The following is a 12,223-nucleotide window of genomic DNA, read 5'->3' as shown; positions in this document are numbered from 1 at the left end:
GTGAATATTATGCTTTTAGAAAAACTGCTTAAAGAATTTAATTTTAGCATCAATACTTTTAATTTGGAGGAATCTAAGTTATTTGACCGATATTTTGAGCGGATATTGATTGGTAAAGATACATTTTTGATTAAGGAAGGAGAAATAGAAAGATATAGTTATTTCGTTTATGATGGGATGTTACGTTGTTGGCTTTTGAATCATAAAGGGGAAGAGCAGATTTTTTGGTTTTGTAAAGAAGGTACGTTTTCAATGTCGAACATATCTTTTACCTTACAAACAAAATCTGCATTTAATGTGCAGACAATTGTAGATAGCGTTATTTACCGAATAGACAAGAAGCGAGTAGATGAACTGTATACTGCTATTCCTAAGGTGAAAACCGTATTTGAAGATTTGAATGCCATACTACTGAATAAGCTCTTGAAAAGAAATATCGACTTGATTAAATATTCTCCTGAACAGTATTATCTACAGATGATTGAAGAATATGGCATTACATTAAACTATATCCCACTCAAAGATATAGCTTCTTATTTGGGTATCACGCCGCAAGCACTAAGCAGAATCCGTAAACGTATTTTTTAACCTGGGTTCAGTGCATTGAATGTATAAGTTCCGAACTTTGCGGCTTTAAATAGCAATTACAATTATGATTAGAAAAATTAAAGTTACGGATTATCCACGTTTGATAGAAATTTGGGAAAGTGCAGTATTGAGTACACATGATTTTCTTAAAGAGGAAGATTGTCTATACTATAAGGAACAGCTTCCGGTATATTTTCAGTATGTCACTCTATTCGGATTTGAACAGGAGGGAATCTTAATCGGATTTATGGGAATTGCAGAAGGAAATCTTGAAATGTTGTTTATTGACAATAATTATCGAGGCACAGGAATTGGGAAAAAACTGGTTACTTATGCCATAAATCATTTGCAGGTAACGAAAGTCGATGTGAACGAGCAGAATATTCAAGCTGTCGGTTTTTATAAATATATAGGCTTTAACGTATACAAAAGGTCTGATTTGGACGGAGAAGGTAAAGAATATCCTATTTTACACATGCAGTTGTAGTTCGTAAGTCAGACCCCGATTTTAAAAATCATCATTTTTGCCAGCACTACTTTTTCTTCTCATATTCGGCTTTAACTATCTGACAGCAAGAATTTAACCACGTGTTTTTTTTCTGTTTTTCGTTTATAATAAATAACATTTGTTAATGTCTATTTCGGGCTTATTTTCCGTTTTCTTTGTGCAAATATGGTGATTAAGGGGCGAACTCCGTTGTCTATAGTGCCGGAAGTATGGCTTTTGCTCCCCGTATATGGGCACTTTTTCCCTTCATGTCCTGTGTGTAATGCAGAGAAGCTTGGCGCATAATTCCCGAAACCTTATTACAAAACTTCGTCCCACGCATGTGTGCTCGCCGGTTTGCCTGCGTGAACCGTTGAGCCCACGTGCGTGGGACGAGGGTTTACATGAACCTTCATAATAAAAAGCATGGGACATACGTGGATTCTGCCTATACCTTCTTCCAGTTTTGTCCCTATCCGGAGGACGGTCTGCCCATTCATTGCTGCTCAGTTTCTTATTCTTGTGATGTAAGTCTGAGAAAGCTGAAACTCGAAAATTGCTTATGCACCGGATATTTCGGGTCCCCATTTTTGCCGGAGCGAGAAAAAGAAAAAGCTCTGAAATCCTTGAATTTCAGAGCTTTGCTTTAATTTGCTATTTGCTTTCGCGGTGCGTACGGGACTGCACCTTATTTTCTTTCAATCGACTATAAATTAATTACTTATCACAGCAAAAACGCTGTAAATATTTCTAAAAGTAACGATTTAGAAACGATTTCCAATATTTCATTTTTGTCTTCCGTGACACCGATGTGTCACTCTTGTTTTGCGGGTTCAAAATTATGCACTTTTTCTGAAACTACCAAATATTTGATTATTAATTTGATATATTTTTTTCTTCAGTGCAAGGTGCGAGCCTATATATAGAGATAGGCTTGCACCTTGCACCGAACTTTTCTCTGCCCTACCTGACTACCCTATTTCCCTGATTTTCAATTACCACACAAAAAAAAGTTATGCCAAGTTGGTAACAAGTTGGCAAATGCTTCGGTACGATTGGAAGAACTTTGCGGCATATTCAAAAATAATAAGGTATGGAAGTTATTACAATGGAGTCCGCAGCTTATCAGGGGTTGATTACCAAAATAGAGAAGATTGCGGAATATGTCTTCCGAAAGGGAAATGTACCCGAACAGGAGGAAGATATTTGGCTGGATAGCCAGGAGGTGGCTGATATGCTGCATATCAGCACAAGAACCCTGCAACGGTTAAGAACGGATAATCTGATTGATTATACGTTTGAAAGGGGAAAATGCAAGTACCGGTTCTCGGAAATAGAGAGGAAAGTGAACGAGAAGATTATTAATTGTGAACCGCACCTAATTGACGAGTTCCGCAAAAATGTATTGCTGCGTGGAGAATAATTCGATTGACAAGGAGGATATTCTCCGACTGACGGATAGAGGTCTGTCCGTATTCAGGCATTATGTACCGGTGGCTTTCCGGCTGGGAAAGAATTTCCTTAATCCGTTCTATCAAGATAAACGGGCTTCGTGCAACGTATATTATGAGCGGAAAAGCGGAGTGTATAAGTTGAAGGATTTCGGGAATGATGATTATTCCGGGGATTGCTTTGCACTGGTGGGGAAAATTCACGGGCTGGATTGCAAACGGGCAAAGGAGTTCGTGGAGATTATGGCGATTATTGACCGGGACTTGCATCTGGGACTAATGGATGGCTGTGGGGTGGATTTACCCGTCACTCCTATTCCGATAGTATCGGAAACGACGGCTGCGCAAAAAGTGAAGAAGGCACGACCTTATACGTTGGCGCAAAAGGGGTTTACGGCTGCGGAACTTGCCTTTTGGGGAGAAAGCGGCATCACACAGGATATATTGGGACTGTTCCGGGTGGTTTCACTGAAGAAGTTCAGCAGTGAGAACAGTGAAGGGAAACCGTTCAGTATTGTGGCGACGGAGAAAGAGCCGATGTTCGGCTATACGGCAAAGCAATATGTGAAGGTGTATCGTCCGCACTCGGAGATGCGGTTTTTGTATGCCGGAGATTTTGGCGAAAATTATTGCTTCGGATTGGAACAGTTGCCGTCTAAGGGGGATTTGCTCTTTATTACGGGCGGCGAGAAGGATGTAATGAGCCTGACGGCTCACGGGTTCCATGCTATCTGCTTTAACTCGGAAACGGCGGCTATTCCCGTGGGGATTGTTCATCGGCTATCTTTCCGGTTTAAACATATCGCACTGCTTTACGATATGGATAAGACGGGGCTGGATAGCTCGGCGAAGCAGGAACAGGCATTGAAGAATTACTGCGTGAAACGTTTGTTGCTGCCATTGGCGGGGACAAAGGAAGAAAAGGATGTCTCGGACTTCTTCCGTATGGGGAATGGTCGGGAGGATTTGATTAAACTATTTCTGGATTATCTGGATACAATTTATAGCGAAACTATGTCAGCTCTGAAATCTTGTGAGGTGGATTTCAATAACCCGCCTCCCGTGGCACAAATGGTTGTGTCGGTGAATGATGTACCGTTAGGTACGCAAGGAAATATCCTTTGTATTACCGGTGGCGAAGGAACCGGGAAAAGTAATTATGTGACGGCACTGATTGCGGGGGCTATCGGGCAGACGGACAAGGATAAGGCAATGGATACGCTGGGGGTGTCGGTCTGTGAGAACAGCAAGCGGAAGGCAATTCTGTTCTATGATACGGAACAGTCGGAGGTGCAGACGTACAAGAATATCACGAACCTTTTGAGGCGTTGCGGACGGGAAACGATGCCGGAATATCTGAAAGCGTATTGCCTTACGGGAATGAGCCGCAAAGAGCGTTTGCAGGCGATTATCCAGAGCATGGATAAGTTCCATTATCAATACCGGGGGATTCACATGGTGGTGATTGACGGAATTGCGGACTTGATAAAGGGGGCAAATGATGAAACGGAAAGTATTGCCGTGGTGGAGGAACTGTACAGGCTGGCGGGGATATATAACACTTGTATTGTCACTATCCTGCATTTTATTCCTTCGGGATTGAAGTTGCGCGGGCATCTGGGAAGTGAATTGCAGCGAAAGGCGGCGGCGATCCTTTCTATCGAGAAAGATACAGACCCGGCGGTGTCGGTGGTGAAAGCGTTGAAGGTGCGCGACGGTAGTCCGCTGGATGTGCCTATCATGCAGTTTGCATGGAGCCGGGAAGCCGGGATGCACGTCTATCTGGGGGAAAAACCGAAGGAGGAAAAGGAGAAGCGAAAAGAGGATGAACTCGTGGCTGTGGCACGGGATATTTTCGGGCGGCAGGACTTTATTACTTATGTGGATTTAGCGGAACAGATACAGTCCATCTTGGATGTGAAGGAACGCACGGCGAAAAGTTATATCAAGTTCATGCGGGAGAAGGATATTATACTGAAAGATCCGTCGAACCAGAGTTACTATATTATCGGGAACTTCAAACAGTCGGGCGTATGATACCATTGGATAAAGAGACGTTTGAGGCGTATATGGAGCGTTTGCTTGAACAGGTGGAGAAGGTTGTGGGCGCACTGGATAAGAAGGACAAGAAGCCGCAGAATTACCTGAACGGGGAACGGTTGTACGATAACCAGGATGTTTGTTTGCTGCTGAATGTCAGTAAACGGACGCTGCAACGGTATCGGGATAATGGTTTGAAATATCATACTATCCTGCATAAGACGTATTACAGGGAGAAGGATTTGCATGAGTTTATACGGCGGTATTTTGACGGGGAAAATGTGGGGAAAGACAAGCCGGAAGAATGTGAAGAAGATGATAGTAGGTAAAACCGAAAAAACGATGGCAATTCCTTTATAATTGAGACTACTCAATATTAATCCATCATTTGAATTTATTGAAAATTATGTCAGGAAACATAGCTTGTTTTCTCATCAGACTTCTCAAAATATAGTATATTTGCAACATTTTAATAAATATATGATTGATGTGTCAAAAAATAGGAATAGATATTTTTAGCGGAGTAGGCGGACTGAGCTTAGGAGCAGAGAATGCTGGCATAAAAATAGCTATAGCGATTGAAAAAGATCCTATAGCTGTAAAAACATATATAAAAAATCATCCTCACGCCAAAGTTGTTTGTCAAGATATTCGTGAAGTTAATCCATTAGACCAAATAGAAAAGTATCCATTTATAGTTTTTGGAGGGCCTCCATGTCAAGGTTTTTCTACATCCAACCGAAAAACGAGAAATTTGCTAAATTCAAATAATCATTTATTTAAAGAGTTCGTCCGTTTCGTTGATGTGTTGAGACCACAATGGTTTTTATTTGAAAATGTTGAAGGACTTACAAACTTTAACAAAGGTGAAACTCTTAAAGAAATAATAAATGATTTCAATAATTTGGGGTATAAAACATGCTGGGATATTTTATATGCTTCTGATTATGGAGTACCCCAACATCGCAATCGTTTTTTTTTAGTAGGAAATAATCTTAATATTGATTTTGATTTCCCCCCCAAAAAAGAGGATTATATAACAGTGAATGATGCCATTTCTGATTTGCCAGATCTTAAGAATGGACAAATGTCAGATATTTTACCTTATAAAAGTAAAGCAATGAGCCAATATGCATATGATATGAGAATTAATTCTACCCATGCAACACAAAATTTCGTATCTCGAAATGAAGATTATGTTATCGAAAGGTACAAGTATATAAAACCAGGAGAAAATTGGAGAGCAATTCCTGAACATCTAATGAGTAACTATTCAGATAAAAATAAGTGTCATAGTGGAATTTATAAAAGGCTAGATCCTGACAAACCGTCCGTGGTAATATCAAATTATAGAAAGAATATGCTTATTCATCCTTTCCAGGATAGAGGCTTATCTGTAAGAGAAGCTGCGAGATTACAAAGTTTTCCAGACAACTTTATTTTTGAAGGAACTATCCATTACATACAACAACAAATAGGAAATGCAGTCCCTCCATTATTAGCAGAAGCTATATTTAAACAAATTTTAAAATATTAAAGATGAATATAGAAGAGTATTTTAATCAGTGCAGAGATAAGTCTGTCTTTCCTGGAAAAGTAGATTATGTTAGTAAGTATAATGAAATAAAAAACATTTTCGATACTGGAATACATCCTGAAATAAAAGCAAAAATGCTAGAATACGAACAGGATGGCTATTATAATGACCATGGAGTAGGGCATATAAATATGGTAATTGAACGAGCGAGTACAATTATAGATAATTTCACTTCTATAAATGGAGAATTTAAATTATCCGATTATGAATTATTTATTTTACTTGTTTCTATACAACTCCATGATGCAGGTCATTTAATTGATAAAAGGAAAAAGCATACCAGTAAAACTCATGAAATGCTAACAAGATTTTGTGCCGATAAACTTGAACGACCTGAAATCATGATTATTGCTAATATAGCTCGTGCTCATGGGGGTAAAGATGATCCCATTGGTCGTTTAAGCGAAGAGGGAATTCTAGGCATTAGCGTAAGAACAAAATTACTAGCTTCTATTTTGCGTTTAAGTGATGAATTGGCAGACGATAGTACTCGAGCATCAAAGGGGTTATTAAAACTTGAAGATCAAAAATTAGACGCCCCCAATAAACATATTAATGAATACAGCGAAATCTATCATAGATATTCTCAAGCATTACATTCAGTAGAGGTAATTGGAAATGAAATAAAATTGTCGTTTTGCATTCAAGAAGAGCAATTGGAGCGATTGTTTAGAAAAAAAGACGACAAGGGAAATATTACTGAACATTATCTTTTAGACGAAATTTTTGAAAGGACAGAGAAAATGTTTTTAGAATCACTCTATTGTAATAGATTCTTTCCAATAAACTGTCGAGTCAATGCTATTAAAGTGAAAATAAATCTTCTTGAAGAATATTCTGTGAGCTTTAAAACTTACTCATATGAAATAGAAGAATCAGGTTATCCTTCTATTACTAATGGTTCTCTTGTTGATTTAAAAGATGATAGTGGAAATAAAATAAATGGTGCATATATTGCAGCACTAATAAAAAAAAGAAGAAATGAAGAATCCATTTGAAGTAAATACCCCAGAAGGAATTTCTGCACAAGATGCATACGATTTATTTGTAGATGTTTTTACAGATTTTTATCAGGTTCCTAAAATCGGACATACTTTTTTGAATGGTTCACGAGGATCAGGAAAAAGTATGATGTTTCGTTATATGATGCCAGATTGTCAAAAACTAATTGGAAATCGCCCATTAAAAGATTTAGATTATTTTGCCTTATACATTCCAATCAAATTAACAGACATAAATTATCCAGAACTTGAAAAGTTGAGAACTAATGCTGTTACTTACTTTAATGAGCATTTACTCACATCGTATATTGCAATAAAATGCTTTAATAATCTGCTTGAGTATTCAGAAGAGATAAATCAATCTCATAAAGAAATTGAGAAATTTTATAATGATTACTTTTTATTATACGTGCAAATTAGCGGACATGACATCTCAAAATATGAGAAAAGTTTCAGTAATGGAATTGAGTGCATACATGAAATAATAAAAATACTTAATATGATGTATCATGAATGTAATAAGTATTGTAAAGACATCATTCTTGAAAGGGATGGAACAATCCCATATAAAAAATCTTTATGTACTTATATTGATTTCTTATATCCAATTTTATTGGAATTGAAGAAGTTGCCTTTCATGCCACCGCATAAACCAATCTATCTTCTTATTGATGATGCTGGTTATTTAAATAAGATACAAACTGAAATATTAAATACATGGGTGTCCTATAGATCGTCCCAAGATATAAGTCTAAAAATTTCAACTCAGTTGGATTATAAGAGTTATAAGACTGTTACTAATAAAACAATTGATACCCCTCATGACTATTCACAGGTAGATATAAATTCTATATATACTAGTGATAAAGATAATTATTATAAAAGAATTGATGATATTGTTCAAAGGCGATTAAAAAAATATTTAGGAATTGAAGTAAGCTCTGACAGCTTTTTTCCTCAATATAAAAAGCAGGCTGAAGAAATCGAAAAAATAGCTAATCACTTAAAGGAGGTACATTACGACCCAGAGAAACCATATGCAGGAAGTGATGCTGCACGAAGATATGCAGCATCAGAATTCTTGAAAGACTTAATACGGAGAAGATCCACTACAAATTATAGTTATGCTGGATTTGACAACCTGGTTGCTATCTCATCAGGTATAGTGCGTCATTTTTTGGAACCTGCTTCTAAAATGTTTTCAGAAATGATTGCTCAAGACAACCTAACAATTACACATATACCACATACAATTCAAGATGATGTGATACAAGAATACTCCGAAGATTTCCTAACTAATGAGTTTGATAAAATCAGGGAAACAATAGAGGATACAAATGGGGTTGGAAAATTGAGTAAAGCTGATAAACTGCATAATTTAATTTCTGGTTTGGGAGGACTCTTTCATGCAATATTTATTTCTGACAAGTCTGAACGAATTGTTTTTTCTGTGGCATTGACAGATATTCCAGATGATGAATTAAAAGAAATTCTTCATTTAGCAGTACAATATGGTTATCTCCATCAAAGTAGCATAAGAAATAAACAAGGCACGGGAAAATGTGTTTTATATGTATTGAGTAGAACATTGGCGCCCTATTTTAAAATAGAACCAAAGGGATTCAAAGGTTATCAGTTTATGAGCAGTAATGCACTTAAAATAAGTTTGATAGATCCTAATAAATTCATAAAATTAATAGCCCCCAATAAAGATAGCACACAGGATTACGGTCAACTAACTATATTTTAATATGAAAACAGAAAAAGAAAAAATAGTCAGTGTACTAGGAAAAATAGATTTATTTATCTTCACTCCTGGTTTTGAAAGACGTTCAACAATGTTGGGTTTGTCGTTAAATCCTCAGTTAGTAAGTTGTGCATATGCGTTTCAGCTAGATGAAAATTATAGAGTTTCTTCTGAACATTTGAGTTGGATAAAAGAAAATTTAAATAATTTGGAAATTATTACTTATCCCAAAAACAAGCCATTTGAAACGTTTGAATTATTAGCTGAAAAGGTTGATGCGTATTTGCACGCTAACTATAAAAAAAGTAAATTGCATATTGTAATTGACATTACAGCATTCACAAGAGAAATATTACTAATTCTCCTTCGAATAATTACAATACCATTCGTTTCTGATAAAGCAGATATTACACTTGTATATATGCCTGCAAAATGTTATCAAAAGGATTGGCTGACTAAAGGTGTTAGAGATATAAGGCCAGTTCTAGGATATTCTGGTTTATTGTCGCCTAGTAAAAAGTCTCTTCTTGTAATACTAACAGGATTTGAAGAAGAAAGAATCCATACTATAATTAATGCTTTTGAACCTTCAAACATATTACTGGGTCATCCTAATGAACATAGTTCTATTAGCCCTGATCTTTTCAAGATTAGTGAACAGAAATACATAGATTTGAAAAATAGATTTCAACATTTACTTATAGATGAGGGATTTACCTTTTCATGTCAAGACATTCTAGAAACTAAACAAATTATATTATCTATTTTCCAAAAGTACAAAGATGAGTATAATATTATAATAGCTCCATTGAACAATAAAATATCAACACTTGGCGTTGCATTTGCAGGATTAGAGCAAGAAGAGATACAGATATGTTATGCCTCTGCAAATCATTATAATATTGAAAATTATTCTGAAGCTTTTGATTATTTTTATTATTACAAATTAGAGTCTCTAATTTAAGAATATAAAAAGACCTCATTCAAATTCAACAGCTTTGCTGAAAAGCAATGCTATTGAATTTGGTGTCAATAAATATAGTCACTGACTAGATATAAATAGTCATTAAATGACGAAAAGATTATTTATTATTGATGATATTATGAAATGAGTTACTCTGTATTATCTGTAATAATAAAAGTAATTTCTATTACATAAATAGTCTTTTGTGGGCATAATTAGATAAAATGTAAATTAATGATTATACAATTTATATCTGACCTTCATTTGGAAGTACCGAAAAATGCCTGGTATTTTCAAAAGGAAAAAATTACTCCCTTTGCAGATGTACTGATACTTGCAGGCGATACGATGTGCTGGGATAAAGATTATCTACAAAATCCTTTTTGGGATGACATAGCTTCTGCCTTTGAACAAGTTCTTGTCATTCCAGGAAATCATGAGTTCTATAAAGGATATGATATAGCATCCTTAAAAAAAAGTACATCTGGAACAATCAGAGATAATGTACATTGGTACTATAACCAATCAGTCGTCATTGATGGAGTGCAGATTATCCTTTCGACATTGTGGTCACACATACCTCCCACCATTGGTGAACGTCTTCAAAATTGCGGCAACGATTTTACTTGTATACAATTTGAAGGCACTCCACTAACCATTGAGAAGTACAATGAAGCAAACCACACTTGCATAGACTATATAGCCAAAGAACTACAAAAAGAACATGCCAAAAGAATAGTTGTCTCCCATCATGCCCCTATATTGGAAACTATTGGTGAACAACTCCAAAATTGTTGGTATGCTGCACTGTATGCCAATAACCTGAATAAGCTGATTGAAGAAAATGCTATTAATTATTGGATATACGGGCACTCCCATCAATATAAAGAACCGTTTCGGCTACATGATACGGAATTAGTGACCAATCCATGCGGCTACATAAGCAAGAGGGAAAATACACTATTTGATCCGGGTAAGGTAATTGCTATTTGATTTGCAATTCGCGAATTGCAAATTAGCATTTAATTAAAAAATCGTGAGATAGAAAATTAATCATCACATTTACTTGTATATCAAATAAAAAAGTGATTAATTTGCAATTCGCGAATTGCAAATTAATTGTATTATGAAATGAAGAAACATAATGGAATGCGTCCACAAGACGTAGTGATATTATTAAAGAAGACCACTAAAAGTGGAAGGAATCTATTGAATAAAGATATAGCTTCTTCCCTAAAAATCAGTGCCTCAGAGGTTTCCGAAGCACTTGAAAGATGTCGTATCGCCAAATTAGTTGACCGGAATAAACAGAAGGTCAATATCATGGCATTGGAAGAGTTTCTTATATATGGTTTAAAATATGTATTTCCCGTTCAGCCGGACAGCGTTGTGCGTGGAGTATCCACTGCATTTTCCGCTTCTCCTATTAAAGAAGAAATCAGTCAGGGAAAAGAAAAGTATGTATGGCCATATAATAAAGGAACAGAAAGAGGACAAGGTATAGAACCATTATACAAGTCTGTGCCCGAAATTGTAAATAGCGATACGGAACTATACGAATTATTAGTTATTGTAGATACATTGCGTATCGGCAAAATAAGAGAAATAGAAATAGCGACAGCTGAACTTAAAAAACGTTTCCAGGAATATGGCAGGTAGTAATTTAAAAAGGTTACAGAAAGTAGCCTCCGGATTAGGTGATTTAAACGAGAGTGTGGTATATGTTGGTGGGGCTGTTGCTGAATTGTATGTCAGTGACCCAGCGGCAACCGATATTCGTCCGACAATGGATGTGGATTGTGTGGTAGAATTAGCTTCTTACAAAGGCTTCAACGAACTATGTGAATTATTGAGAAAGAAGGGTTTTCAAAATGACCAAACTCCAGGTGCTCCCATTTGCCGATGGATATATCAAGGAGAAACAGTAGATATTATGCCGGATGATGAAGGAGTTATCGGCTTTTCTAATAAATGGTATCATCCTGCAATAGCGAAAAAAGAATCCAGAACTTTACCGGACGGTACAGGCATTTATGTATTTCCGGTTACTTATTATGTTGCAACGAAGTTTGAGGCATTGGCAGGCAGGGGCGGTAATGATTTGCGTACATCACATGATTTTGAAGATATTATCTACATCTTGAACAGTTGTCCTGATTTCATAGAACGTTTTCAAAATGAGAAGAATGAAGCACTTAAACAATATCTGAAAGAAAAGATGGCTATGTTAATTTCCCGTTCCAACATAATGGAAGAAATAGAATGTGCTTTGCCTATTGGAGAGGATGACCGGGCAGACTATATTTTTGAGGTAATAGAAGAAATTGCGCAATTGCAAGAATAAAAGA

General features: G+C 36.4%; 12 protein-coding genes. All 12 read left to right on the top strand.

Going from position 1 to position 12,223, the window contains the following annotated elements:
• Positions 1 to 9 precede the first annotated feature (9 nt).
• The 12 genes from DWY55_RS17085 to DWY55_RS17025 all read left to right on the top strand — a co-directional run bounded on the left by DWY55_RS17085 (position 10) and on the right by DWY55_RS17025 (position 12,219).
• Entirely contained in the window at positions 10 to 588 is a 579-nt protein-coding gene (locus DWY55_RS17085; RefSeq protein WP_005832383.1) for a Crp/Fnr family transcriptional regulator, read from the top strand.
• Between the two features lie 64 nt (positions 589 to 652).
• Positions 653 to 1,075 (top strand): GNAT family N-acetyltransferase, encoded by a 423-nt coding sequence (locus DWY55_RS17080; protein ID WP_005832381.1) that lies wholly within the window; start codon positions 653 to 655, stop codon positions 1,073 to 1,075.
• Between the two features lie 1,093 nt (positions 1,076 to 2,168).
• Positions 2,169 to 2,498, top strand: coding sequence for a helix-turn-helix domain-containing protein (locus DWY55_RS17070; RefSeq protein WP_120178180.1), 330 nt, complete (start codon positions 2,169 to 2,171; stop codon positions 2,496 to 2,498).
• A 4-nt stretch (positions 2,499 to 2,502) separates the two neighbouring features.
• Positions 2,503 to 4,563 (top strand): toprim domain-containing protein, encoded by a 2,061-nt coding sequence (locus tag DWY55_RS17065; protein ID WP_243633673.1) that lies wholly within the window; start codon positions 2,503 to 2,505, stop codon positions 4,561 to 4,563.
• A complete protein-coding gene (locus tag DWY55_RS17060; RefSeq protein ID WP_120178176.1) occupies positions 4,560 to 4,895 on the top strand; it encodes a helix-turn-helix domain-containing protein in 336 nt (111 codons plus the stop codon). Before DWY55_RS17065 ends, DWY55_RS17060 begins: the two co-directional genes overlap by 4 nt.
• A gap of 158 nt (positions 4,896 to 5,053) precedes the next feature.
• A complete protein-coding gene (locus DWY55_RS17055) occupies positions 5,054 to 6,103 on the top strand; it encodes a DNA cytosine methyltransferase (protein ID WP_120178174.1) in 1,050 nt (349 codons plus the stop codon).
• Between the two features lie 2 nt (positions 6,104 to 6,105).
• On the top strand, positions 6,106 to 7,161 hold the full coding sequence (locus DWY55_RS17050; RefSeq protein WP_120178172.1) for a hypothetical protein: 1,056 nt from the start codon (positions 6,106 to 6,108) through the stop codon (positions 7,159 to 7,161).
• Positions 7,145 to 8,914 (top strand): hypothetical protein, encoded by a 1,770-nt coding sequence (locus tag DWY55_RS17045; RefSeq protein ID WP_120178170.1) that lies wholly within the window; start codon positions 7,145 to 7,147, stop codon positions 8,912 to 8,914. The genes DWY55_RS17050 and DWY55_RS17045 overlap by 17 nt, the downstream gene beginning before the upstream one ends.
• 1 nt (position 8,915) lies before the next feature.
• Complete coding sequence (locus tag DWY55_RS17040; RefSeq protein WP_120178169.1) at positions 8,916 to 9,875, top strand: hypothetical protein; 960 nt, start codon at positions 8,916 to 8,918, stop codon at positions 9,873 to 9,875.
• A 234-nt stretch (positions 9,876 to 10,109) separates the two neighbouring features.
• Positions 10,110 to 10,868 (top strand): metallophosphoesterase, encoded by a 759-nt coding sequence (locus tag DWY55_RS17035; protein ID WP_120178168.1) that lies wholly within the window; start codon positions 10,110 to 10,112, stop codon positions 10,866 to 10,868.
• A 138-nt stretch (positions 10,869 to 11,006) separates the two neighbouring features.
• Positions 11,007 to 11,534, top strand: coding sequence for a hypothetical protein (locus DWY55_RS17030; RefSeq protein WP_207806429.1), 528 nt, complete (start codon positions 11,007 to 11,009; stop codon positions 11,532 to 11,534).
• Entirely contained in the window at positions 11,524 to 12,219 is a 696-nt protein-coding gene (locus tag DWY55_RS17025) for a nucleotidyl transferase AbiEii/AbiGii toxin family protein (RefSeq protein ID WP_133303489.1), read from the top strand. Before DWY55_RS17030 ends, DWY55_RS17025 begins: the two co-directional genes overlap by 11 nt.
• Positions 12,220 to 12,223 lie beyond the last annotated feature (4 nt).

Origin of the sequence: Bacteroides sp. AF25-38AC (genome assembly GCF_003602995.1) — a bacterium.
Lineage (GTDB): Bacteria > Bacteroidota > Bacteroidia > Bacteroidales > Bacteroidaceae > Bacteroides > Bacteroides uniformis.
The sequence above is the reverse complement of the archived record's forward strand: the minus strand, read 5'-3'. Positions and strand labels throughout refer to the sequence as shown.

Excerpts from the sequence above, each read along its gene's own strand:
- DWY55_RS17070 (WP_120178180.1), top strand. The coding sequence starts at position 2,169 with ATGGAAGTTATTACAATGGAGTCCGCAGCTTATCAGGGGTTGATTACC.
- DWY55_RS17040 (WP_120178169.1), top strand. The coding sequence starts at position 8,916 with ATGAAAACAGAAAAAGAAAAAATAGTCAGTGTACTAGGAAAAATAGAT.
- DWY55_RS17025 (WP_133303489.1), top strand. The coding sequence starts at position 11,524 with ATGGCAGGTAGTAATTTAAAAAGGTTACAGAAAGTAGCCTCCGGATTA.
- DWY55_RS17080 (WP_005832381.1), top strand. The coding sequence starts at position 653 with ATGATTAGAAAAATTAAAGTTACGGATTATCCACGTTTGATAGAAATT.
- DWY55_RS17045 (WP_120178170.1), top strand. The coding sequence starts at position 7,145 with ATGAAGAATCCATTTGAAGTAAATACCCCAGAAGGAATTTCTGCACAA.
- DWY55_RS17035 (WP_120178168.1), top strand. The coding sequence starts at position 10,110 with ATGATTATACAATTTATATCTGACCTTCATTTGGAAGTACCGAAAAAT.
- DWY55_RS17055 (WP_120178174.1), top strand. The coding sequence starts at position 5,054 with ATGTGTCAAAAAATAGGAATAGATATTTTTAGCGGAGTAGGCGGACTG.
- DWY55_RS17060 (WP_120178176.1), top strand. The coding sequence starts at position 4,560 with ATGATACCATTGGATAAAGAGACGTTTGAGGCGTATATGGAGCGTTTG.
- DWY55_RS17085 (WP_005832383.1), top strand. The coding sequence starts at position 10 with ATGCTTTTAGAAAAACTGCTTAAAGAATTTAATTTTAGCATCAATACT.
- DWY55_RS17030 (WP_207806429.1), top strand. The coding sequence starts at position 11,007 with ATGAAGAAACATAATGGAATGCGTCCACAAGACGTAGTGATATTATTA.
- DWY55_RS17050 (WP_120178172.1), top strand. The coding sequence starts at position 6,106 with ATGAATATAGAAGAGTATTTTAATCAGTGCAGAGATAAGTCTGTCTTT.